General features: G+C 72.1%; 23 protein-coding genes. 8 read left to right on the top strand and 15 right to left on the bottom strand.

What is annotated here, in order from left to right; translation table 11 throughout:
- Window positions 1-30 precede the first annotated feature (30 nt).
- Window positions 31-351, top strand: a complete 321-nt coding sequence (locus AAC944_RS15550) for a hypothetical protein (protein WP_030617503.1) — start codon at window positions 31-33, stop codon at window positions 349-351.
- A 97-nt stretch (window positions 352-448) separates the two neighbouring features.
- Here AAC944_RS15550 and AAC944_RS15545 read toward each other — a convergent pair whose 3' ends face one another.
- The 3 genes from AAC944_RS15545 to AAC944_RS15535 form a co-directional block, all read right to left on the bottom strand.
- A complete protein-coding gene (locus tag AAC944_RS15545; protein WP_030617506.1) occupies window positions 449-1339 on the bottom strand; it encodes a hypothetical protein in 891 nt (296 codons plus the stop codon).
- Between the two features lie 293 nt (window positions 1340-1632).
- Entirely contained in the window at window positions 1633-2853 is a 1221-nt protein-coding gene (locus tag AAC944_RS15540) for an acetyl-CoA C-acetyltransferase (protein ID WP_030617510.1), read from the bottom strand.
- Between the two features lie 211 nt (window positions 2854-3064).
- The gene (locus tag AAC944_RS15535; RefSeq protein WP_196943073.1) at window positions 3065-4090 is read right to left on the bottom strand and encodes an SGNH/GDSL hydrolase family protein; all 1026 of its coding nucleotides are present in this window, start codon (window positions 4088-4090) and stop codon (window positions 3065-3067) included.
- 204 nt (window positions 4091-4294) lie between these two features.
- On the opposite strand from AAC944_RS15535, the gene AAC944_RS15530 reads away from it, so the two are divergent.
- Complete coding sequence (locus AAC944_RS15530; protein ID WP_030617515.1) at window positions 4295-5677, top strand: cystathionine beta-synthase; 1383 nt, start codon at window positions 4295-4297, stop codon at window positions 5675-5677.
- A 332-nt stretch (window positions 5678-6009) separates the two neighbouring features.
- On the opposite strand, the gene AAC944_RS15525 is transcribed toward AAC944_RS15530, so the two are convergent.
- Both AAC944_RS15525 and AAC944_RS15520 read right to left on the bottom strand, forming a co-directional pair.
- On the bottom strand, window positions 6010-6414 hold the full coding sequence (locus tag AAC944_RS15525; RefSeq protein ID WP_030617518.1) for a hypothetical protein: 405 nt from the start codon (window positions 6412-6414) through the stop codon (window positions 6010-6012).
- A gap of 9 nt (window positions 6415-6423) precedes the next feature.
- On the bottom strand, window positions 6424-7836 hold the full coding sequence (locus tag AAC944_RS15520) for a purine-cytosine permease family protein (RefSeq protein ID WP_030617522.1): 1413 nt from the start codon (window positions 7834-7836) through the stop codon (window positions 6424-6426).
- A gap of 166 nt (window positions 7837-8002) precedes the next feature.
- Here AAC944_RS15520 and AAC944_RS15515 point away from each other — a divergent pair, with 166 nt between their 5' ends.
- Window positions 8003-8875, top strand: coding sequence for a MurR/RpiR family transcriptional regulator (locus AAC944_RS15515; protein ID WP_030617525.1), 873 nt, complete (start codon window positions 8003-8005; stop codon window positions 8873-8875).
- A 27-nt stretch (window positions 8876-8902) separates the two neighbouring features.
- Here AAC944_RS15515 and AAC944_RS15510 read toward each other — a convergent pair whose 3' ends face one another.
- The 10 genes from AAC944_RS15510 to AAC944_RS15465 all read right to left on the bottom strand — a co-directional run bounded on the left by AAC944_RS15510 (window position 8903) and on the right by AAC944_RS15465 (window position 18017).
- Complete coding sequence (locus AAC944_RS15510; protein ID WP_030617527.1) at window positions 8903-9277, bottom strand: hypothetical protein; 375 nt, start codon at window positions 9275-9277, stop codon at window positions 8903-8905.
- 57 nt (window positions 9278-9334) lie between these two features.
- A complete protein-coding gene (locus AAC944_RS15505) occupies window positions 9335-9727 on the bottom strand; it encodes a roadblock/LC7 domain-containing protein (RefSeq protein WP_030617529.1) in 393 nt (130 codons plus the stop codon).
- A gap of 79 nt (window positions 9728-9806) precedes the next feature.
- On the bottom strand, window positions 9807-10571 hold the full coding sequence (locus AAC944_RS15500) for a hypothetical protein (protein ID WP_030617531.1): 765 nt from the start codon (window positions 10569-10571) through the stop codon (window positions 9807-9809).
- Complete coding sequence (locus AAC944_RS15495; RefSeq protein WP_030617533.1) at window positions 10571-10963, bottom strand: roadblock/LC7 domain-containing protein; 393 nt, start codon at window positions 10961-10963, stop codon at window positions 10571-10573. Before AAC944_RS15495 ends, AAC944_RS15500 begins: the two co-directional genes overlap by 1 nt.
- A 215-nt stretch (window positions 10964-11178) precedes the next feature.
- Entirely contained in the window at window positions 11179-12540 is a 1362-nt protein-coding gene (locus tag AAC944_RS15490; protein ID WP_030617535.1) for an APC family permease, read from the bottom strand.
- Window positions 12541-12616: 76 nt separating this feature from the next.
- Entirely contained in the window at window positions 12617-13969 is a 1353-nt protein-coding gene (locus AAC944_RS15485) for a type III PLP-dependent enzyme domain-containing protein (protein ID WP_030617537.1), read from the bottom strand.
- Between the two features lie 12 nt (window positions 13970-13981).
- Complete coding sequence (locus AAC944_RS15480; RefSeq protein WP_051871922.1) at window positions 13982-14686, bottom strand: 4'-phosphopantetheinyl transferase family protein; 705 nt, start codon at window positions 14684-14686, stop codon at window positions 13982-13984.
- Window positions 14687-14700: 14 nt separating this feature from the next.
- A complete protein-coding gene (locus tag AAC944_RS15475; protein WP_030617541.1) occupies window positions 14701-15474 on the bottom strand; it encodes an SDR family oxidoreductase in 774 nt (257 codons plus the stop codon).
- Window positions 15474-16466 carry a DMT family transporter gene (locus tag AAC944_RS15470; RefSeq protein ID WP_051871923.1) on the bottom strand — a complete coding sequence of 331 codons (993 nt, stop codon included), beginning with the start codon at window positions 16464-16466 and terminating at the stop codon, window positions 15474-15476. The genes AAC944_RS15475 and AAC944_RS15470 overlap by 1 nt, the downstream gene beginning before the upstream one ends.
- 78 nt (window positions 16467-16544) lie before the next feature.
- Window positions 16545-18017, bottom strand: coding sequence for a hypothetical protein (locus tag AAC944_RS15465; protein WP_051871924.1), 1473 nt, complete (start codon window positions 18015-18017; stop codon window positions 16545-16547).
- A gap of 449 nt (window positions 18018-18466) precedes the next feature.
- Here AAC944_RS15465 and AAC944_RS15460 point away from each other — a divergent pair, with 449 nt between their 5' ends.
- From AAC944_RS15460 to AAC944_RS15440, 5 genes are read left to right on the top strand one after another with little or no spacing between them, the layout of a single operon-like run.
- Window positions 18467-19480: a hydroxymethylglutaryl-CoA lyase-like TIM-barrel protein gene (locus AAC944_RS15460; RefSeq protein ID WP_030617550.1), complete on the top strand. Its 1014-nt coding sequence runs from the start codon at window positions 18467-18469 to the stop codon at window positions 19478-19480.
- Between the two features lie 51 nt (window positions 19481-19531).
- Window positions 19532-20368, top strand: coding sequence for a fumarylacetoacetate hydrolase family protein (locus AAC944_RS15455; RefSeq protein ID WP_030617553.1), 837 nt, complete (start codon window positions 19532-19534; stop codon window positions 20366-20368).
- Window positions 20369-20399: 31 nt separating this feature from the next.
- Complete coding sequence (locus AAC944_RS15450; protein ID WP_030617557.1) at window positions 20400-22130, top strand: non-ribosomal peptide synthetase; 1731 nt, start codon at window positions 20400-20402, stop codon at window positions 22128-22130.
- Window positions 22131-22133: 3 nt separating this feature from the next.
- Window positions 22134-23912, top strand: coding sequence for an asparagine synthase (glutamine-hydrolyzing) (asnB, locus tag AAC944_RS15445; RefSeq protein WP_030617561.1), 1779 nt, complete (start codon window positions 22134-22136; stop codon window positions 23910-23912).
- Entirely contained in the window at window positions 23909-24607 is a 699-nt protein-coding gene (locus AAC944_RS15440) for a thioesterase II family protein (RefSeq protein WP_030617564.1), read from the top strand. Before asnB ends, AAC944_RS15440 begins: the two co-directional genes overlap by 4 nt.
- Window position 24608 lies beyond the last annotated feature (1 nt).

Below are 24608 nucleotides of genomic sequence, written 5' to 3'. Positions count from 1 at the left end.
CCACCCGGGAGTGCCGCATAGGCTCATGCCGTGCTTGACGTGATGCCTTTGCAGACCGCGGCGGACGCCCTCGCCGACCGCCTCCGGGCCCTCCCGCAGAGCGCCCTGGCGCGGGGCGCCGCGGCCGAAGGACTCGCCCTCGCCAGGGAATTCGTGCTGCGCGCGCAGCGTCTGGAGGAACCGGACACGGAGCCGCGCGAGCTGCCGGACGCCGGGCTGTTCGCGGTCGGTGACCAAGTGGCGGTGGCCGGCCATGATTTGGCGTACGCGTTGCGGGACGCGGAAACGGCCCGCGCCGAGGACGTGGCACAGGCCGTGGAAGAGGTACGGAGGACCGCCGCGCGCTGCTGAGCGGTCCGGGACCGGGCGGGTGCCGGGCCCGGTCCAAAGGGAAGGGCCGCCGTGGAGGCGGCGGGTCCGGTCGGCGTGGACCGGCCGGCGGGGCGCCTCAGAGGGAGGCGATGACCCGGTCGGCGAGGATGTAGACGCTGTCGTCGCGGCCCTCGCCCCAGGCGAAGGTCAGCGCGTACGCGCCGGAGACGCCCGAGCCGCCCAGCAGTACGGCCGTACGGCCCTCACGGAGCGCCTCGGCGACCCGCTCGGCCGTCTCGCGGTGGCCGGGCGTCATGCAGACGGTCGTGCCGTCGGCGAAGACGTAGACGTCCAGGGTGCCCAGCGGGCCGGGGCGGACGTCGGCCAGCGGCGTACGGTCCTCGGCCAGCTCCTCCAGGCGCGCCACGGTGCGCTCGTGGTCGCCGACGGCGGGGGAGGGCGAGAAGTCCGGGTGCGAGGGGTGGCGCCGGCGCGCGGCGGCCAGCTCGGCGGACTCGGTCTCCTCGGCGGCCCCGTCGGTCGCGGCGTCCACCGGCTCCAGGTCCACCTCGTCCATGCCGAAGAGCGGCTCGGAGCCCAGCACGTCGGGGTCCAGGCCCGCGAAGTCGGCCTGCCGCGGCAGGTAGAAGCGGTCGAAGCCGTCGCCGTGCGCGGTCTCCTCGCCGGGCGTCGCGGGGCCCGTCATGAGTGAGGGCGAGTCGGCGGCGTCCCGGGCCTCCTGGGCGGCCCAGAAGGCCCGCGCCTCGGCGAGCTCGCGCTCCCGCTCCTCGGCGAGCGCGTCGGCCACCGCGGCCCGTATGTCCTCCAGCGGGGTCTCGGAGGCGGGTGCCGGGCGGGCGGCGGGAATGGCGGCGAGGGCCGCGGCGCCGTCCTCACGGGCGGCGCGGAGTTCGGCCCGCAGCCCGGCGACCTCGCGGCGCAGGGTGCGAGCGGTGTGCAGGGAGGCCGCTCCCAGTGCCACGGCGATGGCCGCGGCCGGCAGCAGGAGGGTGGTGATGGCGGTCACTGGCGTACTCCCGGTAGCAGAATGTCCCCCCGACTTCCTACCTCAGCCTGCCGTGGGTCGGCGACCGTTTGCAGTGCACTATGTCCCCAAATGCTGGTGACCCAGGGCCTCGTACGTTCGAGTGACCCCCGTTCGACCTGGGAAAACGCGACTCCCCCAGGGCGTACATCACAATCCTGGGGGAGTTAGCACAACGATCTCGTCACCAGGTGACGGGTGTCACCAAACGTTGCTGTGGGTGCCGGAGTTGACACGTACGGTCCGCAACGGCACGGGTGGGACGGCGGTGACCGTCAGCTCAGCCGTTCGATGACCATCGCCATGCCCTGGCCGCCGCCGACGCACATGGTCTCCAGGCCGAACTGCTTGTCGTGCCACTGGAGGGAATTGATCAGCGTGCCGGTGATGCGGGCGCCGGTCATGCCGAAGGGGTGCCCGACCGCGATCGCGCCGCCGTTGACGTTCAGCTTGTCGAGGTCGATGCCCAGGTCCCGGTAGGACGGGATGACCTGCGCGGCGAACGCCTCGTTGATCTCGACCAGGTCGATGTCGCCGATGGACAGGCCCGCGCGCCGCAGCGCCTGCTTCGAGGCCTCGACCGGGCCCAGGCCCATGATCTCGGGGGAGAGGCCCGAGACGCCGGTGGACACGATGCGGGCCAGCGGGGTCAGGCCCAGCTCGCGCGCCTTGGTGTCGGACATGATCACCAGCGCCGCCGCGCCGTCGTTGAGCGGGCAGCAGTTGCCGGCGGTGACCAGGCCGTCGGGGCGGAAGACGGGCTTGAGGCCCTGCACGCCCTCCATCGTGACGCCCGCGCGCGGGCCGTCGTCCTTCGAGACGACCGTGCCGTCGGGCAGGGTGACCGGGGTGATCTCCCGCTCCCAGAAGCCGTTCTTGATGGCCTGCTCGGCGAGGTTCTGGGACCGTACGCCGAACTCGTCCATGTCCTGGCGGGTGATGCCCTTGGCCCGGGCGAGGTTCTCCGCGGTCTGGCCCATCGCGATGTACGGGTCGGGGACCAGGCCGTCCTCGCGCGGGTCGTGCCAGGTGGTGCCCTCCTGCTCGGCGACCGCGGCGGTGCGCGCCTCGGCCTCGGCGAAGAGCGGGTTGTGGGTGTCCGGCAGGCTGTCGGAGTTGCCCTTGGCGAAGCGGGAGACGGTCTCCACGCCGGCCGAGATGAAGACGTCGCCCTCGCCCGCCTTGATGGCGTGCAGCGCCATCCGGGAGGTCTGCAGGGACGAGGAGCAGTACCGGGTGACCGTGCAGCCGGGCAGGTGGTCCATGCCCATCTGCACGGCCACGATGCGGCCCAGGTTGTTGCCCTGCTCGCCGCCGGGCAGGCCGCAGCCGAGCATCAGGTCGTCGATGTCCTTCGGGTCCAGCTCGGGGACCTTGGCCAGCGCGGCCTTGATGATCTCGGCGGTCAGGTCGTCCGGGCGCAGGTCCTTCAGGGAGCCCTTGAAGGCGCGGCCGATCGGGGAGCGGGCAGCAGAGACGATCACGGCTTCGGGCATCACGCGGCTCCAGACGGGACGGGAGAAGAATCAGGACACAGAGGGAAGCTACCTGCGCGTACAGCGAAGGTCACGGTTCTTGCGCTGTGATGCGGACCTCTTTTCTAAGCGGCTGCTTACCTCCGTACTGAGCGGATGCTTACCCATCCGCCGTGCCGCGCGCAAGGGGTGCGGCGCAGCCCGGTGGGCCCGGTCTGCGCCCGGAGCCGTGCTAAGCGGTCGCCTCCCCCTCCGCCCCGGCCGCCGCGGCCTCCGCGTCCTGTGCCGCGATCCGGTGCCGCCTGCGGTGCTTGAGCAGCGCCCACGGGGCCCGGCTGCCGGTGACCTCCGTACCGCCCTCGTTCGCCGCCTGCGCGGCCGCCTCGGCGACCGGCAGGAAGCCCTCGCGCCGCTCCGGCTCCGGGCTCTCCTCCTCCGGCCACAGGCCGAGCGCCGCACAGAGCGTGGGCAGCACGGCCATCGAAGCGGTGGCGTACCCCTCGGCCGAGGGGTGGTAGTTGTCCGCGCTGAACAGCTCCCGCGGGTTCGCCTCGAACTCCGGACCGAGCAGGTCGCCCAGCGACACCGTCCGCCCGCCGTTCTCCACCACGCCGATGGTCTGGGCGGCGGCCAGCTGCCTGCTCAGCCGCCGGGCCACCCAGCGCAGCGGCTGGTACACCGGCTCGATCGTGCCGAGATCGGGGCAGGTGCCCACCACCACCTCGCTGCCCGCGGCGCGCAGCCGCTGCACCGCCTCCGAGAGCATGCGGACGGAGCGGGCCGGCGGCATGCGGTGCGTGACGTCGTTCGCGCCGATCATGATCACGCAGACGTCCGGCGCCGGGCCGTCCGCCAGCAGCAGCGTCACCTGCCGCTCCAGGTCGTCGGACTGGGCACCGGGCAGCGCGACGTTGCGCAGGTCGACCGGGCGCTCGGCGACCGCGGCCAGCCCGGAGGCCAGCAGCGCCCCGGGCGTCTGGCGGGGCCGGGTGACGCCCTGCCCGGCCGCCGTGGAGTCACCGAGGAAGCCGAGCCGCAGCGCGGGCCGGTCGGTGCGGTACCAGAGGGCGGCGCCGTAGCGGCCGTCGGCGGGCGGCGGCAGCTCGCTGGAGCCGCCGACCGTACGGCGGGCGAGCCGCACCTCGGTCAGGAGGAGGCCCACGGCGGCGACGCCGAGCAGCCCGACCCCTCCGCTGCCGACCGCGGCGGCCGTCGCGATCCGGCGTGCCACTCTCGCCCTGGACATGGTCATCGGCATCGGCCGGGCACCTCCCCGCAGTGCGTGCACGGGGGCGTGCCGGGGGAGTGCGTTCCGGCGCGCGTCCCGTGGACTCGCGAAACTCGTGTCAAGAACGTCTTGCCCCGCCGGGCCTTCGCCGCAACGCACCTGCCCTGCAGGGGTGAGCGCAATAGGCTGGCCGGACGGGCGCAGGACAGCGCGCCCCCTACCGCGGAGACCACCGTGCAGGTTTATGAATCGATGATTGACCTCGTGGGCAACACCCCGCTTGTGAGGCTCAAGAACGTCACCGACGGCGTACGGGCCACCGTCCTGGCCAAGGTCGAGTACTTCAACCCGGGCGGCTCGGTGAAGGACCGGATCGCCGTGCGGATGATCGAGGCCGCCGAGCGCTCGGGTGCCTTGCGGCCGGGCGGCACGATTGTGGAGCCGACCTCGGGGAACACCGGCGTCGGGCTGGCGATCGTGGCCCAGCAGAAGGGTTACAAGTGCATCTTCGTCTGCCCGGACAAGGTGTCGACGGACAAGATCAATGTGCTGCGGGCCTACGGTGCCGAGGTCGTGGTCTGCCCCACGGCCGTCGACCCCGAGCACCCCGATTCGTACTACAACGTCTCCGACAGGCTGGTACGCGAGACGCCCGGCGCCTGGAAGCCGGACCAGTACAGCAATCCGGACAACCCGCGCTCGCACTACGAGTCCACGGGGCCCGAAGTGTGGGAGCAGACCGACGGCCGAATCACGCATTTCGTGGCGGGCGTGGGCACCGGCGGCACCATCAGCGGGACCGGGCGCTACTTGAAGGACGTCAGTGACGGCAAGGTCAAGGTCATCGGGGCCGATCCGGAGGGCTCGGTCTACAGCGGCGGCTCCGGGCGCCCGTACCTGATCGAGGGCGTCGGCGAGGACTTCTGGCCCAGCGCCTACGACGCCACCGTCGCCGACGAGATCGTCGCGGTGTCGGACAAGGACGCCTTCCAGATGACCCGGCGCCTCGCCAAGGAGGAGGGGCTGCTGGTCGGCGGCTCCTGCGGGATGGCCGTGGTGGGCGCGCTGAAGGTCGCCGAGAACCTGGGCCCGGACGACGTGGTGGTGGTCCTGCTGCCGGACAGCGGCCGCGGCTACCTCTCGAAGATCTTCAACGACGACTGGATGAACGACTACGGCTTCCTGGAGACCGGGGACACCGAGCGGGTCGCCGACGTCATGCACAACAAGCACGGCGGCATCCCCGAACTGGTACACATGCACCCCGAGGAGACCGTCGGTCAGGCCATCGAGGTGCTGCGCGAGTACGGCGTCTCGCAGATGCCGATCGTGAAGCCGGGCGCCGGGCACCCGGACGTGATGGCGGCCGAGGTCATCGGCTCGGTGGTGGAACGCGAGCTGCTGGACGCGCTGTTCGCGCAGCGGGCCTCGCTCGGCGACCCGCTGGAGAAGCACATGTCCGCGCCGCTTCCGCAGGTCGGCGCCGGCGAGCCGGTCGCCGACCTGATGGCCGTGCTGGAAGGCGCCGACGCCGCGATCGTGCTCGTGGAGGGCAAGCCGACCGGGGTCGTCAGCCGGCAGGACCTGCTGGCCTTCCTGGCCCGCGGGGCGCGCTGAGCCAGCCGCCCGTACGGGGGAGGGAGCCGCAGGTCAGCGGGGCCGTGGGGGCCGACGGGGCGTCAGGTGTCCGGAAGGAAAAGCCCGGAAGACGCAAGGTGTACGCATGTGTCACGCGGACGCAGCACGGACTTAACACGGGTCCGGCAGATTAATCCTCACGGCGACCAGGACCTCCGGAGCGGCTCCCGGACCTCCCGATCGCCAGGACGCGTCCGACCGGCCCTGACCCGGTCCGCGTCCCCCGCGGGGACCGCCGTCGTCCCGCCCCCGGCGCGAGCCGGGGTGCGGCGGTCCCCGCAAGACCTCCCCCTCGCGCGACCGAACCTCGGTCAGTCGTCGCGGGCCGCTCGCTCGCGTCGGGAGCGGCCGAAGGCGTGGCTCGCCTGGGCCACGTTCACGCCGACGATGCCGACCCAGGTCACCAGCAGGCCGGCCAGCCCGGCGTTGACCGCGCCGATCGCGGACAGCGGCACGGCCAGCACCAGCGAGGTCGCGGCGAACCCGAAGCGCTCGCTGAAGCCGCTCGGCAGGCCCTGTGCGTGCTGCGGGCGCGCGCCCCGCGCCACCTGCATCTGCCGTTCCGCCACCTGGCGCCGGACCCGCGTGTCCACCGCCCGGTCGAGCTTCTCCATGAAGGAGTCCAGCAGCTCGGCCTCGTAGTCCGGGCCGAGCTCCCTGCGCGTGTGCAGCGTCGCGTCGAGCTCTTTCCGCAGCTCGGGGTCACCAGTTGCCATGTTCGAAGGCTACGGGCGGGGGGCCGGCCGGGCAGTAGGGCTAACCCCCGTATCCGCGGCCGGGACGCGGGCGGTGTCATGGCGGGCGACCGCCCAGTACAGCGCGGCGGGCACGGCGAGGCCGACCAGCCAGGAGACGTCGGCGCCGCCGAGCGGGGCGACCAGCGGCCCGGTGTAGAAGTGCGTGACCAGGAACGGCAGCTGGGCCACCAGGCCGATCCCGTAGACCAGCAGCGCCTTGACGTTCCAGGCGCCGTAGCGGCCGGCCGGGTCGCTCAGGGCCGGGATGTCGTACCGCTCCTTGGAGATCAGGTAGTAGTCGACCAGGTTGATCGCCGACCAGGGCGTGAAGAAGGTCAGCAGGAAGAGCAGGAAGTCCTTGAAGGAGGCCAGGAAGGAGTCCTTGCCGAGCAGGGCCACCGCGGTGCCCACCACCATGATCCCGGCGAAGTACAGGCTGCGGCCGCGCGGCGAGAGCGTGCGCTGCCCGCGGAAGCCGCTGATGCTGGTCACCATCGACATGAAGCTGCCGTAGGTGTTCAGGACGTTGATGGTCAGCTTGCCCAGGGCGATGACGAAGTACAGCACCGAGGCCATCAGGCCCGCGCCGCCCAGCCCGACGATGTAGCTCACCTCGTGGCCGACGAAGGCCGCCGGGGCCGCGGCCGCCGCCAGCGCGCCGAACGTCATCGACCACTGCGAGCCGAGCACCGAGCCGGACAGCGTCCACCAGAAGGTCGCACGGGCCGAGGTGTGCCGCGGGAGGTAGCGCGAGTAGTCCGCGACGTACGGGCCGAAGGCCAGCTGCCAGGACGCGGAGAGTGAGACGGCCAGCAGGAAGACCGGGAAGTCGAAGGCGCGGTCGTGCAGCAGCGCTGCCAGGTCGGCCCGCTCCAGCAGGCGTACGCCGAGGTGGACGAAGGCCACCGCGCACACCAGGCCGGCGATCCGGCCGAGGGCGTGGATGAGGCGGTAGCCGACCGCGGCGGCGAAGGCGGTGACCGCGCCGAACGCGATGATGCCGGCGGTGTCGCCGAGGTGGGTGAGGTGGCCGACCGCCTGCCCGGCGAGCACGGTGCCGCTGGCGAAGAAGCCGATGTACATGACGATGACCAGGGCCAGCGGGACGACCGCGCCGCGCACTCCGAACTGGGCCCGCGAGGAGATCATCTGCGGCAGGCCGAGCCGCGGCCCCTGCGCCGAGTGCAGGGCCATCACCGCGCCGCCCAGCAGGTTGCCGAGCAGCAGGCCGAGCAGCGACCAGAAGGCGTTCGCGCCGAAGACGACGGCGAGCGCGCCGGTGACCACCGCGGTGATCTGCAGGTTGGCGCCCAGCCAGAGGGTGAACTGGCTGAAGGCGGTGCCGTGCCGTTCGGAGTCCGGTACGACGTCGATCGAGCGTTGTTCCACCACGCCTGCCATGGGCCGTCCCTCTCTCGCTGAATGGATTCATGCAGCATCGGGTGTGGATGAATGAAAATGCAATAGGCTGGCGTGAAACGCTGGTGACGGCTCCGGCCCGGCCGGCCGGGCCGGCGATTACGTAGAGTCGGGCGGCACACGCCGGGGAGCGGACCGAGAGGACACGATGAGCGGGGACAACGGGGGCGAGGGCGTCACCGAGGCGGCCACCGGTGCGGCGGCGCGGCTGCAGAAGCTCTTCGAAGGGCACCGGCTCACGCCGACCCAGCGCCGGATCGCGCACTGCATGGTGCGCCGGGCGGCCGACGCGCCCTTCCTCTCCAGCGTGGAGCTGGCCGAGCTGGCCGGCGTCAGCCAGCCCTCGGTGACCCGCTTCGCGGTCGCCCTCGGCTTCGACGGCTACCCGGCGCTCCGCCGCCACCTGCGGGACGTCACCCCGGACCGCGGCGCGGCGGCGGCCGACTCCCGCAACGAGTACCAGCAGGCCGTCCAGGAAGAGATCGACAACCTCCAGGAGCTGGCGGCGGCGCTCGCCGACCCCGCGCCGGTGGAGGAGGCCGCCCGGCTGTTCGCCGCTTCCCCGGTGCTGCCGGTGCTCGGCCTGCGCGCCGCGGTCGGCCAGGCCGCCGGGTTCGCCTACTTCGCGCGCAAGGTCCACCCCGACGTGCGGCTGCTGGACGAGGGCGGCTCGATGCTCGCCGACCGGATCGACGGGGCGGTGCGCGCCGGCGCCACCGTCCTGCTCTGCTTCGCGCTGCCCCGCCACCCCCGCGAGGTGGTCGACGCGCTGGAGTACGCCCGTACCGCGGGACTGACCGTGGTCACCGTCGCGGACAGCGCCTTCGCGCCGGTCGCCCGCCACACCGACCTCATGCTGCCCGCCGCGGTCGGTACGGGACTGGCCTTCGACACGGTCTGCGCCCCCATGCTCCTCGGCCGGGTCCTGCTGGAAGCCATGTGCGACGCGCTGCCCGACGCCCAGGCCAGCCTGGAGGCGTTCGACGCGAAGGCGGCGGCCCGGGGGCTCTTCGTGGAGTAGGCCGCCCCGGGCCGCCGCCCCGCGCGGTCACACCTCCAGCTGTGCCTCCACCCGCTTCAGCTGGTGCCGGGCCATCGCCAGGTTCGAGCGGTCCTTGTCCAGCGCGAGGTAGAGGAACAGGCCGTTGTTGGACCGGCCCTTGAGCAGCCGGATGAGGTGGTACTGCGTGCCGAGCGTGATGAGGATGTCCTCGATCTCGTCCTTGAGGCCGAGCTGCTCCATGGTGCGTACCTTGGCGCGGACCACGTCGGTGTTGCCGGCGGAGGCGATCGACAGGTCGAGGTCCTTGCTGCCTCCGATGGTGCCCAGGGCCATGCCGCTGGAGTAGTCGACGAGGGCGACGCCGAGCACGCCCTCGATCGAGGTCATCGCTTCTTTGAGTGCGGCTTCGGTGTTGGCCATGAGAGGCACACTTCCTTTCCGTCGGGTGGGTTTTCGTGCTGGGGTGGCGGTCATGGGTCAGGTGTTCTCCAGACGTTCCAGAGCGCTGTCGACCACTTCGCCGATGCGCGCGCTGGACCGGCGGGCCTCCAGGTGGAGCCGGCCGACGTTGATGCGCGGTTCGGCGAGCAGCGTCAGGACGGCCGACGAGCCCGCCGCGTAGGTCGCGACGTAGCCCTCCTCGCCGCGTATCAGCAGCTCGCGGAAGTCGCCCTGGCCGGTCGCCTCGGCCAGCCGGAGGGCGACGCCGAGCGCCGCTGCGGTCAGCGCGGCGACGCTCTCCGCTTCGGCGCCGGCGGTGTCGTGGGCCAGGACGAGTCCGTCGGTGCTGGCCGCGAGGGCACCGGTCAGCTGCGGCACGCGGGCGCGCAGTCTGATCAGTTCGCCGAGCGCGTCGGCTTCCGTCGTCATCAGCTGTCTCCTCTCGGCGCGCTGCCTCAGAGCGCGCCTCATGAGGGCGAACGGGCGGCCCAAGGATTCGTGTCGTGCGTCACAGGCTTTCCTCCAGAGCGTCACGGAGCCGGCGGAGCAGGGCGGTGTCCGGGTCGGCGTAGTGCCCGGCGAGCGGGACGGGGGACGGGGGAGCGGGGGGCGGGGTGGGCGCTGCGGGCGTCTCCACCAGGCCGCTCGCCGCCAGCCGCCGCACCTCGATCAGGGTGTGGAAGGCCGGCCGGCCCAGCGCCCGTGCGATGGCTTCGGGGGTGCGGACCCCGTCGGCGAGGCTCAGGACGCCGCGCTGCCGGTCCGGGATCCGCCGGTCGGCGGTCGGTGCGCGGGGCACCACGGGGGCGCTGTCGATGTCCGGGTACGGCCAGATGGCGGCCAGCAGCGCCCGGCGGCGCGACGACTCCCGTGCCACGACCGCGGCGGGCACCGGCCGGACCGGGCCGATCCAGTGCGAGACGCCGTAGCGGAAACGGGTCGGGCCGCTGCTCGGGGACAGGGCGAAGAAGGCGGCGTCGAACAGCGCGCCCAGGTGGCAGATCTCCAGTTCGCCGTCGGCGAGCCGGCCGCTGTCGACCAGGAAGCGCCCCACCGTGCGGCGGGCGCCGGCCCGGGCGACCGCCTCCTCCCAGCCCGCCCGCGGCAGCCGCCCGGCGGCGACGAGCAGGTCGTCGATGCCGGGCGCCGCCGGGCTCTCGGCGTGCACGACCTGGCCGTCGGCGAGGTAGAGCGTGCCGCGCTCGCGGATCAGCACGCCGGTGGCCCGTTCCTCCGCCAGCCGTACGAGCATCGGGGAGATCGCCGTCCGCATCAGAACACCAGCCGTTCGGCGATGCTCTGCAGCCGGATCCGGGCCAGCGCCAGGTTGCCCGTGTCGCGGTCCAGCCAGAGGTGGAGGAAGACGCTGCTGTCGAAGGTGGTCTCGACGAACCGCATGACGTGGAAGCCCGTACGGGTGCTGACGATCAGGTCCTGTACGGGCGGTTCCTTGTCCGCGGGGTCCGCGGGGTCCGGTGCGAACGCCGAGTGCTCGGCGGCCATGCGGGCCAGCTCGGCCGTTTCGGCGGCGGTGGTCTCGAAGTCGCTCCCGGACGGCTCGCCGACCGTGCCGAGCGCGAGCCCGCTCGTCCAGTCCACCACGGCGGCCCCGCGGGCCCCCGGCAGTTCCATGGCATGGAGCAGGCACTTGTCGATCCCGGGCACGCGGACTCCTCTCCCCGCTACGGTGTGCGGCGCCCAAATGTGCTGCTGAGGCCGTGAGGTTACGCAGCGCGCCGGACGAAGCGGGGAGTATGGGCACTATCCGTCGGTAACTGCCCTCAGGGGACAGAGTGCGCCGTGGTACGACCAGTGCCTGCTGTCATATGACCGGATGGGCGGACTGATGCGAACGCTTGGCCGGGGGCGGAGCGGCGGTGTCAGTCCTCGCCCCGCGCCTTCATGACGATCTTGTTCACCGCCCACAGGGCCACGCCGATCAGCAGCAGCACGCCGGCCCGTACGTAGACGTCGAGGGGCCGGTCGGCCAGCGGACTGGCGAGGACCAGAGCGGTGATCGCGCCGAGCACCGGCAGCACCGTCGGCGTACGGAAGTGCTGGTGCGCCACCCGGTCCTTGCGCAGCACCAGTACCGCGATGTTGACCACCGCGAAGACGCACAGCAGCAGGAACGCCGTGGTGTCGCCCAGCCCCTCGATCTCGCCGGTGGTCACCAGGCCGACGGCCAGCAGCGAGACGAAGACGATGCCGGCGACGGGGGTGCGGCGCCGGGCCAGGACGCGGCCCATGGCCTTGGGCAGGATGCGCTCGTTGGCCATGCCGTAGCAGAGCCGCGAGGCCATCATGATGTTGATCAGCGCCGAGTTGGTGACGGCGAACAGCGCGATCAGCGCGAAGAGCTGCGGCGGGAAGTCCAGCCCGCCGGCCTTGACCACCTCCAGCAGCGGTCCGCTGGACTTCTCCAGCGTGCGGTGGTCCACCAGGAGCGACGAGACGAGTGCGACCAGGACGTAGACCGTGCCGGTCACGCCCACGCCGATGAAGATGGCGCGCGGGAAGGTGCGGACCGGGTCCCGGGTCTCCTCGGCCATGTTCACCGAGTCCTCGAAGCCGACGAACGCGAAGAACCCGAGCGCGGTCGCGCCCAGCACGCCGGTCAGCAGCGCGTACCCGCCGCTCCCCGACGCCTCGAAGTCGGTCAGCCGCGCCGGCTCCCCGTCACCGGTGAGGACGGCGTACGCGCCGATCGCCAGGATGATGAGCAGCCCGGTCACCTCGACCAGCGTCAGCACGACGTTCGCCTTCACGGACTCCGAGACGCCGCGCAGGTTGAGCGCCGCGAGCGCCAGGACGAAGAGGATCGCGACGACCGTCGGCGGCACCGCGTCGGTGAACTCGGCGAGGTAGTCGCCGCCGAACGCGCGGGCCGCCGCGCTCGCCGAGGACAGCCCCGAGCACATCACCATGAACGCCACGATGAAGGTCAGGAAGGGGACCTTGAACGCCTTCTGGGTGTAGAGCGCGGCGCCGGCCGCCTTGGGATACTTGCCGACCAGCTCGACGTACGAGGCCGCCGTCAGGATCGCCACGACGAAGCCGATCACGAACGGCAGCCACAGCGCGCCGCCGACCTTGCCCGCGACCTTGCCGGTGGTGGCGTAGATCCCGGTGCCGAGGATGTCGCCGATCACGAAGAGGATCAGCAGTTTCGGGCCGATGGCGCGCTTGAGACCGGTCTCTTCGGGTGGTGCGGTGGAGCCCGGCATGGTGGTGTCCGTCATCAGGACCTCCCCCGAGAGTCGATGTGGGGGTGGTACTGCCCGCACCCGGGCGCGTGGATGCGCGCCTTGAGGAAGTTCAGAGCTGCGACAGCGCGTCCCGCTCCGGGCCGCCGGCCTCCCGCACGATGTCCTCCAGGGACTGGGCCTTCCGTACGGTGGCGAAGGCGACCGTGCCGTCCGGTCCGTCGCGGAAGCCGTACACGGCGGGCCTGGCCAGGCTGTTGTACCCGTAGTGGTGGGCGAAATAGTACGCACCGGTGTCCAGCACCGCCACGTGGTCGCCCTGCGCCAGCGGCGGCAGCGTGCGGTTCTCGGCCAGCAGGTCGCCCGCGAAGCAGGCCGGGCCCGCCACGTCCTGCGCGAGCTCCGCGCCGCTCTTGGGGAGCCCGTCGCCGTCGAACGCGGCGATCCGCAGCGGCCAGGCCTCGGGCGCGTAGACCGTACGCGTGGCGACCTGCACCCCCGCATGGGTGACGGCGATCGGCCGGCCGCCGGAGGTCTTGGCGTACTCCACCCGCGCCAGCACCGTGCCGTGCTTGGCCAGCAGCGACCGGCCGAACTCGGTGACCAGGCCGTACCGGCCGTCCAGCAGCCCCGGCACCCGCTCCTTCAGAACCCGCGCGTACTCCTCGTACGTGGGGTCGTCGGCCTCCGAGGCGAAGTTCACCGGGAGCCCGCCCCCGATGTCCACGGTGTCGACCTGCTGCTGGCCCACCGCGGCGTTGATCTCCTCGGCCAGCTCGTACGCCGCCCGCACCCCCTGCGCCATCAGCTCCAGCGGCACGCCCTGGGAGCCGGAGTGGGTGTGCAGCCGGGTCAGCCAGGGCCGCGCGCGGTAGGCGTCGACCACCCACCGCCGGGCGCCCTCGTCACGGAGCGCGACACCGAACTTCGAGGTCTCGGTGGCCGTGGACAGCGCCTCGATGCTGCCCGCGCCGACCTGCGCGTTCACCCGGAGGCCGAGCGGGGACCGGGTGGTGGCCGAGGAGACGAGCGCGTCGATGCGGGCCAGCTCCTGCGGGTTGTCGGCGTTGACCGCGATACCCAGTGCGAGCGCCTCGCGCAGCTCGGCCGGGGTCTTGGCGGGGGAGTCCAGCACCGTGTGCGTGGGATGCACCCCGGCCGCCCTGGCCAGCGCCAGCTCACCCGGGCTCGCGACCTCGGCGCCGATGCCCGCCTCGTGCAGCAGCCGCAGCACGGGGACCAGCGGGGCCGCCTTGACGGCGAAGGCGTGCAGCACCGGCGCGTCGGTGACCGCGGCGAACGCGGCCCGCAGCGCCGCGGCACCCGCCCGGATGCCGGCCACGTCCAGCAGCCCGATGATCGGCTCGTCGGGCCCGACGAGCCCCCGCGCCACCGCCGCCGCGACGGCCCGCTCCCGCCGCGCGGCCCGTTCCGGCCCACCGCCGGTCACGCCCGTGAAGGTCATGACGCCACTCCATCACGGGGCATGCGGACGTGCGACGGCAAGAGCGGCGCGGTGGCCGGCGGGCGCCGCCAGGTCCACGATCCGCCAGCCGTCCGGGTGACGGGCGCCGTCGCTGAGGTCGTCCAGGTGCAGCGGGCGGTGCAGCCCGGCGCCGGTGGCCTTGAGGTAGGCCTCCTTACGGGTCCACAGGCGGGCGAAGGCGCCCGGCCGTTCCTCGGCGCTCGTGCCCGCGAGGTGGTCCCGTTCGGCGGGGTGCAGCACCTGGGCGACGTCGTGCACCCGCTCCGGGGGCGGCACCCCCTCGATGTCGGCGCCCACGGGGCGCGGCGCGAGCGCGATCAGCACGTGCGGGCCGCTGTGGGAGAGCGAGAAGTGCACCGCCGGCCGGCCGGCGAGCACCGGCTTGCCGTGCGGCCCGCCGCACCCGGCGCAGGGCAGCCGGGCCAGCGGTACCGCGTCGGGAGGGCCGCCGAGCAATTGCGCGAGCAGGAGGCGGAGGGCGACGTGCGCGGTGAGGTAGGTGTCGCGGTCCCGGTCGAGGCGGAAGGCCGCGGCGCGCCGCCGCTCCTCCTCGTCGAGGAGCAGCGGCGCGTGGCGGGCGGCGTGCCGGTGTTCGTGCCGGGCGTCGGCGTGCCAGGTCTCCCAGGGCAGGGCGAGCGCGCGCGGCGGGCGTGGCAGGGCAAGCACGCCCGGGACCCGGAAGAGCCGCGTCGCCACCGCTCCGTCCCCGGTCACAGCCCGCGCACGAGACCGCCGTCGCAGCGCAGCGCGGTCCCGGTGATGTACGAGGCGGGGGCGCTGCACAGGAACGCGGCGGCCGCGGCGAACTCGTCGGGGCGGCCGTAGCGCCGGGCCGGGATCGACGCGGCCGATGCCCGTTCCACCTCGGTGACCGAACGGCCCGAGCGTTCGGCGTTCGCGGCGTCGACCGCCGCGGTGCGGTCGGTCCTGATCCGGCCGGGCAGCAGCAGGTTGACGGTCACGCCGTCCGCCGCGACCTCGGCGGCCAGCGTCTTGAGGTAGCCGGCCAGGGCCGCGCGGCCGAGGTTGGAGAGCGCGAGGTTCGGCAGCGGCGCGGTGATCCCGCTGGAGCCGACCGCCAGGATGCGGCCCCAGCCCCGCTCGCGCATGGCCGGCAGGGCCCGCGAGACCAGCCGGATGTGCTGGTGGAGCAGGGCGTTCAGCGCGTCCTCGGCGTCAGGGACGCCGAGCGCCGAGGCCGGCGCGGGCCGGGGGCCCGGCCCGTTCAGTACGAGGACGTCGGGTGCGCCGAACGCCTCGACCGTCGCGTCGTACAGCCGTGCCGGGCCGCCCTCGGCGAGCAGGTCGGCCGCCACGCCGACGGCGCTCGGCAGCTCCGCGGCGATCTCCGCCGCGCGTTCGCCCCGGCGGCCGCAGACCACCGTGTCGGCGCCCTCGGCGGCCAGCGCTCGGGCGATCGCCTCGCCGATCCCGCCCGTCGACGAACAGACCAGCGCGGTACGGCCGGTGAGTCCGAGATCCATCAGCCGACCTCCGCCTCGGTGCGGCCGCGCGCTGCGCTGCCGGAGGTCCGTTCCGGGACGGTACGCCGGCGGAGCAGCGTGTGCCCGGCGACCGCGAACAGCGCCCCGCCCAGCATGACCAGGGTGCCGACGAGCTGGATGCCGCTGAACGACTCGCCCAGGAACACGGTCGAGAAGAACGAGCCGAACACCGGGACCGAGAACATCATGACGGTCGCCGACGACGGGCTCACGCTGCGCAGCCCGCGGTAGTAGAAGAGGTAGGCGACGGCGGTCGGCCCGACGGCGAGGAAGACGACGTTGGCCCACGCGGTGCCGGGGACCGCCTGCCACGGCATGGAGGCCGCCCCCGGTATCGCGAGCACGATCAGGGCGAGGCCGCCGACGCCCGTGCCCCACGCGGTGGCGCGCAGCGGGTCGATGCCGGCGACGAACTGCTTGGAGACGATGCTGTAGGCCGCCCAGCAGCCCGCTCCCGCCACGAAGACGAGGTCGCCGGCCAGCCGCGTCGCCCCGGCCGCCTGCCCGCCGAGGCCCAGGAAGAAGAGCACGGCGCCCGCCGCGCCCACCGCGAGTCCGGTGACCCGCGTCCAGGACGCCGTCTCCCGGCGCAGCAGGATCAGGGCGGCCGTGGTCAGGACCGGGCTCAGGACGGGGACGATGACGCTGCCGTCGAGCGAGGGCGCGAGCGAGAGACCCCAGAAGAAGAAGAGGTTGTAGCCGGTCACGCCGAGCAGCCCGGCCAGGCCGGCGCGTACGGCGGCGGCGCGGCCGATCGGCCGCGAGCGGCGGCGGAGCAGTACGGCCAGGAGGATCAGCAGCAGTCCGCCGCCGCCGAAGCGGAGCGCGGCGGCGACCTCGTGCGGCATCTCCGCCACGACCACCTTGGAACTGGCGAAGGCGCTGCCGAACATCACCATGGTGACGAGCAGGTTCAGATACGGCACGACGGGGGGCCGCGCCGGACGGGCTTGTGACGATTCAACTTCCATGACGACGCACCTACTTGAGATCACGGGCGGGACTTGTGCCTGCCGGCCCCCTGGGCGGGCGGGGGCCGACAGCACGGCTCAGCGTCCGGCGACGCGGTCCAGGACCTCCTCGCCCTCGGGGTTGCGCTTCGCGCGGATGATCTTCTTGTGCGGGTCGCTGTCCATGACGAGCGGCAGGACGCCGGCCTGGGTGCCCAGTTCCGCGGAGGGGGACCACAGCGGGCCGTTGTAGAGGGCCTGCAGGTCGGTGACGCTCAGACCGCTGATGCGCTCCAGGCGCGCGGCGAGGCCCTCGTCCCGCCCGCCGGCGAGCAGGGCCCTGATCCGGTCCTCGTCCAGCAGCAGCTCGGGGTGCTCGTGGGTGAGGTAGTCGTGCAGGTTGGCGGCGCGGCCCGCGAAGGGCGAGTACACCATGCATACCAACTGCTCGGTGTTGAGGCCGAATCCGACCTCGGCGTACTCGGTCGCGGCCGCGCGCATCGCCTCGACGCCCTCGCCGGTGCGGTAGCGGCGCTCCATCTCCTCGACGAGGTGGTCGGGGAAGTGCTTCTTGCGCATCAGCTCGATCGCGAACTCGACGTACTGGCCGATGCCTTCGGCGTACGTGCGCCGGTACGCGTACTCGGTACGCAGGCCGCGCAGATGGGCCATGAGCGCGGGGTTGGCGCAGTCGGACTCGGTGAAGTTGAAGGCGATCTCGTCGAACTCGAACTTCAGGAAGTCCGTCAGGAGACGCCAGTGGGCGCCCGAGGCGTAGCTGGTGTAGTCGTAGATCGAGAAGAACTCCAGGGCGGTGGGGACCTCGGAGGTCACCCCGCGTTCCTTGACCCGCTCCACGTTCTGCGTGCCGTGGATGTCCTGGAAGTACGCCTGCGCCAGGCCGTCCAGGGTCTCCAGGGTGCCCTGGAAGCCCTTCCTGGCGTCGGCGGGCTTCTGGCCGGCGCCGCGGGCCAGGCGGCGGATCCACAGGGCGTAGTCCCGCTGTTCCTGCGGGGAGTCGCCGGTGATGATCAGGTCGACGCCGCCGTCGTGCCGGGCGGCCACGCCGAAGGAGTCGGCGACGTTCAGGTTGCAGGCGTTGCAGAAGGTGGCCCGGCCGTCGCCGTACGAGCGGTGTCCGCCCATCAGCATGTCGACCCGGTTGAAGGCGATGAGCTGGTGCGGCATGGCGCGGTCCCGGTCGAAGGGCACGACCTTGTCCCGCTCGATGAGGAACAGCTCGACGTCCGGGTCGTCGTAGAGCCCGAGCGCGGCGTAGCTGCGGTCGATGTTCTGCATGACCTGGTAGGGCATACCGCCGTGGCGCATGGACACCACGCGCATCCGGAAGGTCTCGCCGTGCCGCTCGTCGAGCGCCAGGTGGACCGCGCGTACGAAGGCGAGGGCGTAGGCGCTGTCCTTGCCCCCGCCGTACGCGACCATCACCGTGTTCTTGCGGAGGTCCTGCTTGTCCGGCAGGGCGTCGTAGAGCTCGGTGGCGCACTCCTGGACCGCCGGTACGTCCCGCTCGGGGAGCGCTTTTCGCAGGTCGTTCAGTATTGCCGTACGCATCGATATCCTTCCTGGCCCCTCGGTCCGGGGCGTGTGCGGTGAGAGACATCTGCTGACGAGCGACTCAAACAGCTGGCTTTCCCGTGCCCAAGCGGCCTCCGGGAAATCCGTCAGGTATGCCCAAAAGTAGGTCCCGAGCCGTCCCGGAGGCCGCTTTCCGGAAATCTGTCAGGTGTGTTTCCGGTGTCTGCGAGGACGGTCCTGAGCTGGGAATTCAGGCTCTCGGCGACCCCGATCCGGTGCCGGCCGGAAGGGGCGAACCGGACGTGCGGCGCGGGGACTGTTGACCGTGCGAGTGGCCGCATGCTTTGTTTCTGACCGCCGCAACGGCTACCGACAACTCCGGTTCATTCAGGAATTCCTGGACCGTTTCCCGTTGAGCAGCGCCATGCAGTTCCCGCGCATGTCGGATGAACTCTCCCTGACCCGCTGAGCTTCATAGGACGGATATGTCTGCCGCACACTCTTCGCTGCCCCGATCGCCGCAGGCCGAAATTCTCGACGCCACGCTGCGCGACGGTTCCTACGCCGTCGACTTCCAGCTCGACGAGAAGTTCGTGACCGAACTCCTCAGCCGCCTGGACGACACCCCGATCCAGAAGATCGAGATAGGCCACGGCATCGGCTTCGAGGCGGAACGCGCCGGTATCACGGCATGCAACATCGACCTGTCACGGTGGTGCGAGATCGCCCGCTCGGAGCTGACGAAGTCCAGCTGGGGCATGTTCGCACAGCCCGAGTTCAGCCGGCTGTCGACCCTGGAGGACCTGGTCGGACAGGGCATGTCGTTCGTCCGGATCGGCATGGAGGCCGAGCGCGTCCAGGAGCAGCTCGACTACATCAGGCGCGCCACCGAGATCTGCGGACAGGTGTACCTGAACCTGATGAAGACGAGCGCCACGCCGGTCGAGGAACTGCTGCCGCTGCTCGACGGAGTGACGCCGGACATCGCGGGCCTCTACGTGGTCGATTCCTACGGATCGATGCTGCCCGACGACGTACGCCGTTACGTGACCGCCGTCCGGGACCATTTCCCCGCCATCGGATTCCACGGTCATGACAACCTCGGCCTGGCGAACGTGAACAGCATCGCCGCCATCGAGGCGGGCGCCACGATCGTGGACGGCTGCCTCAACGGAATCGGCCGTGGCTCCGGCAACGCGGAGACCGAGTCGCTGGCCGGAATCCTCAGCCGGAGCGAGGGGGACCGGTTCGACTACCAGGAGCTCGCCCGGCTCGCCGAGTTCTGCCGCAGCAGCATGCAGGTCATTCCCGAGGACCGGAACATGCATGTGCTCGGCGGTGTGATCGGAATCCACTCCGGCTATTTCCCGCTCATCGAGGAACTGTCCGCCGGAATCGGCGTCGACCCGGCCCGGCTGATGCAGACGGCCTCGGACATCGCGGCGCAGAGCGTGGGCAAGGACGACATCCGCGCCGCGGCACAGCTGCTGGCGAGCTGAGCGCTCCCGTACGGAATTCACCGCATTCGACACGACACTTGGAGGAGAACGGTGCGACTGGCACGGTTCGAGCAGGACGGCGGCCACCGGATATTCGCGGCCGACAGCGACGGATGGGTACCGCTGAGCGGCATCGAGGGATTCGAGGACGTCCGGCGCGTCACCGATCTGCTCGACGGGGCCCGCAGGCGGGAGCTGGCCGAGCGGCTCGCCGCCCGGCCGGCCGGGGAGCGTACGGAGGTCCGGCTCACGGAGGCGGCGACCGTCGCCGACGGCGGTGACATCTGGGGGGCCGGACTGAACTACCGCGGACACGCGGGCGACCTGGAGACCCAGCAGCCCGCCTCCGGCCCCGGCTCGTACCTGCGTCCCGGCAACTGCCTCATCGGCAACGGCGGAACGATCGAGCTGCCGTCCCAGAGCAAACGGGTCACGGCGGAGGCGGAGCTGGGCCTCGTCATCGGCAAGGAGTGCAAGAACGTCCGGCGCGAGGACTGGCGGGACGTCGTCGCGGGCGTCACGGCCGTCCTCGACATGACCGCGGAGGATGTCATCCGCGAGAACCCCCGCTACATCCCGTGGGCCAAGGGCTTCGACACGTTCTGCAGCGTGGGCCCGCAGCTGGTCACGCTCGACGAGTTCGACGACGAACAACTCGCCGCGCTGCGCGTGTCGACCGTGCGCAACGGCGAGGTCGTCGCCTCCGCGCAGGTCTCCGCCATGAAGTACGACCTCGGCTACCTCGTCGAGTACTTCACGGCGGGCCGGACCTTCGCACCGGGCACCGTCATCTGCACGGGCACCCCGGGTGCCGCCGTGATCAGCCCGGGGGACGCCATCACCTCGGTGGTCGAGGGTGTGGGCGTGCTCGCCCACACCGTGAAGTGAACAGCGACGTGACGGGCGAGGCAGGGAACACATGACCGCGCAGCAGCAGACATCAGTCACCGAGGCCATCGGGAACGTCGTCCGGGACCACCCCGAGCGCCCGGCCCTGGAATCCGCGAACGGGGTGATCAGCTACCGGGAGTTCGGTGAACGGATCGACAAGTTCACCGCACAGCTCGACGTGCTCACCGCACCGGACGAGTTCATCGGCATCGAGGCCGTACGGACCGCCGGCTCGATCATCGCCATGGCCGGCGCCCTGAAGGCCGGCCGCCCCTTCGTCTTCCTCGACCCGCGGGACAGCGTCGCGTCGAACCGGACCAAGGTCTCCTCGCTCGGCGTCCGCATGGTCGCCACCACGCCCGCCGGCACCGACGCGCCCCAGCTGGAGGTGGCACGCGACGAGTGGCGTGCGGCGGACGTACCGAACCGTCTCGCGGCCGCCGGGGAGATCACCGGCGGCCGGGACCGGATCGGCTACGCCATCCACACCTCCGGCTCCACGGGCGAGCCGAAGTGCGTGCTGGTCCGCGTCGGTCCGCTGGCCCCGATGATCCGTGACCACGTGCGGGTGCTGGAGGTCGACACCCGTACCCGCACCCTGCAGTTCGCCCGCCTGACCTTCGACGGCTGCATCACCGAGATCCTGTGGACCCTGACCGGGGGCGGGTGCCTGGTGGTGCTCGACGAGGCACGGCTCGGCCCGGGCCCGGTTCTCCAGGGCACCCTGGAGCAGTACGGCATCACGCACCTGAAGACGACGCCGTTCGCGCTGACCGCCACGGAGCCGACCGACGCCATGCGCCTGCGGCACGTGATCAACGGCGGCGGCGCGTGCCGGCAGGCCGTGGTGCAGAAGTGGTCGTCCAGGACGGCGTTCCACAACGCGTACGGGACCACCGAGACCACCGTCTGCAACTTCCTCACCGGTGTCCTGGACCCCGCCGACTGCGCCGATTCGGTGCCGCTGGGCGATGTGGTGGGCGACTGCGGGTACGAGGTCGTCCCGCTGCCCGCCGAGGACGGTGCCGGGACCACCGTCCCGGCCGGGGCCCGTGGTGAGCTCGTCATCACCGGCGAGAGCGTCGCGATCGGCTACCTGACCGCCGAGGGGCTGCGGCGCTTCGCGGACGGTGACGGGAACCGCGTCTACCGCACCGGGGACATCGTCGAGCTCCGCGACGGACAGGTCCACTTCGTCGAGCGCCTCGACCGGCAGCTGAAGGTGCGGGGCTACCGCATCGACCCCGGTGAGGTCGAGATCGCGGCCTGCCGCGTGCCGTCCGTCGTCGAGGCGGTGGTGACCGCCGAGGCGCACGAGAGCACGGAGGGCGGCGCCGACGCGCTGGTCTGCTACTACCAGGGCGCCGCCTCCTCGCGAGAGGTGCGCGCGCATCTGGAGAAGACCCTCGACGCCTACAAGGTGCCGTCGGTGATCAAGCAGATCGACACGGTGCCCTACACGCGGAACGGGAAGGTCGACCGGGACGCCCTGCGGGCGAGCCGCGCCGCCACGTCCGCCGCGACGGCCGCCGCCGCGGGCCCCGACGAGCAGGTCCTGGCCCTGGTACGGCAGCTGACCGGCGTGGACGACGTGGCCCTCGACGACAACTTCTTCGAGGTCGGCGGCGATTCGGCCTCCGCGGTGATCCTGGTCAACAAGCTGAAGGAACTCGGCTGGATGGACGCCGGCGTCCGCGACATCCTGCGTGCGGACAGTCTGCGTACCCTCACCGACGAACTGCGCGATCGGAGCGTGTGACCGATGTGTGGAGTGTGCGGGACCTACGCACCGGACGGCCGGCTCGACCGCGGCGTCGCCGCCGCGATGCACGACCGGCTCGTCCACCGCGGACCCGACGAGACCTATTCGCTCAACACCGACGTACTGTCCGCCAAGCTCGGCCGGCTCGGCATGAACGGGCTCACGGACGGCTGGCAGCCGGCCGAGGACCGCGCCGGACGCTACGTCGCCATGACCAACGGCGAGGTCTACAACGCCCGTGAGCTGCACGAGGAGCTCGGTACGGCGGGCGGCGCCAACCGCGTCGACGTGGCCGTCATCCCCGAACTCGTCGCGCGGTACGGGATCCAGGGCCTGAGCCGGATCGACGGCCAGTTCGCCACCGTCGTCCTCGACCGCACGGACAACAGCCTGTTCCTGGCCAGGGACCGGTTCGGGGTCTGCCCCCTGCACTACACCGTGGCCGGCTCCCAGCTGCACTTCTGCTCGGAGCTCAAGCCGCTGGTGCAGTCGGTCACCGAGGCGTGGAAGGTGGACCTCGGGGCGGTGGACCAGTACTTCTCCCTGGGGAACATCGTCGCGCCGCGCACCCTGGTACGGGGCGTCGCGGCGGTGCCGCCGGGGTGCGCCGTACGGTTCGGGTCGGGCCTGGAGCCCCGGACGGAGCGGTACTGGCGTTACGGCGACTTCTCGGCCGCCGACGACACGGTGTCGGGGGAGGAGATCCGGGACACCCTGCGGCAGGCGGTCCGCGACCGGCTGCACGCCGACGTGGAGATCGGCGCCTACCTCAGCGGCGGTTTCGACTCCACGGCCATCGTCGCGGAGGTGTCCGGCCTCCTCTCCTCGCCCCTGCGCACCTTCTCCGCGGTCTTCGACGACCCGGCGCTCGACGAGGGCCGCTTCCAGCGCGAGGTGGCGGCGGCCGTCGGCAGCAAGCACGAGCAGGTGCTGTGCAGCCGGTCCGACATCGCCACGAAGTTCGAGCAGATGATCCGGCACTGCTGCTATCCGCAGCGGGAGACGTACAACGTGGCCGCCATGATGCTGGCGGACACCGTACGGGCCACCGGGATCAAGGGCGTCGTCTCGGGCGAGGGCGCCGACGAGCTGTTCTTCGGGTACGACTCGTACGCCTTCGACGGCGTCGCCCGGGCAGGGCGCGGCGCCCGCGCGGAGAACGAACAGGCCTGGGGACGGGCCGACTTCGGCTGGGAGGTCGACTGGCGCAAGCTGGCGGGGCGGCGGACGGACTATCTGACGCCGGAGGTACGCCAGGAGCTGGCCGGCCAGGAGTTCTGGCGGACCCGGCTGATCCCGTTCTCCGACGAGGAGGTCGCGTCGCTGTCGAGGATGCAGCTGCGCTCGGTGGCCGACGTGTACGTCCAGCTGTCCGGCCACCTCCTCGGCGACCACGGCGACCTGATGCTCATGGGCAGCTCGGTCGAGGGCCGCTACCCCTTCCTCGGCAACGGGGTCGTCGCCCTCGCGCAGCGCACCGGCGACGCGCGGAAGATGGTCGACTTCGAGGGCAAGGCGTGCCTCAAGACGGCGTACGAGGGCATCGTTCCCGAGTCCGTGCTGCGCCGGGGCAAGCACGGGTTCACCGCGTACGACCTGCGCGAGGTCACCGACCGGCGCACCTGGGACCGCTGGCGCGACCTCGTCGGGGCCGCCGGCCTCTTCCCCGCCGGCTGCCTGGACACCGACCCGCGCTCCCGGGGCGCCGACAAGTGGGACTTCCGGCTCAGCGCCATCAGCATCGCCGTGGTGATGGACGAACTGGGGCTGGGACTGTGACGGCCGGACCCGGCGGGGTGGCCGTCTTCCCGGGCGCGGGGTCGTTCGGCGGCGAGTTCAAGGAGCTGCTCGCCACGGTGGCGCAGCCGGCCTGGCTGGTGCGCTACCCGGGCCGGTTCGGCCGGGACTTCGGCACGCCGGCCGGCTCCTTCGACGAGGTGGTGACCGCCTGCGCCGCCCAGGTACGGCGCAGGGCGGTGACCGCACCCCTGCTCGTCGGCCACAGCTACGGCGCGTACCTGGCGTACGCCACCGCCGCGCGCCTCGTGGAGGAGGGGACGGCGGTGGCCGGGCTGGTGGTCATCGGCGCCGACGCCCCCCAGCTGGTCACGGTGGCCGAGGCGGCCGTCCGCGGTCTGCCGGAGACCGCCGCCTACCTGGAGGGTATCGACCCCGGCCTGCTGCCGGCCGACGGCTCCGACGGGTGGCGGGAGATCGTGGTGGAGACGGCACGGGCGGACCTCCTGCTGCTGCGGGAGTTCACCGCGTCGCCGTACCGGGAGCTGCACTGCCCGGTGGCCGTGGCACACGGCGCGTCGGACCCGCTGGTCACGCCCGCCGGTGTCGCGGGGTGGGCGGACGCCACCAGCGGTGGCTGCACCCGCAGGGTCTTCCCGGGAGGCCACTCCGACCTGCTGCGTTCGCCCGGACTCGGCGCCTGGCTGGAGGAGGTGACGCAGCGGACGGCGGTCTGAG

Origin of the sequence: Streptomyces sclerotialus, assembly GCF_040907265.1 — a bacterium.
Classification (GTDB): Bacteria; Actinomycetota; Actinomycetes; order Streptomycetales; family Streptomycetaceae; genus Streptomyces; species Streptomyces sclerotialus.
Note: the sequence above shows the minus strand (reverse complement) of the source record. Positions and strands in the feature narration are given on the sequence as shown.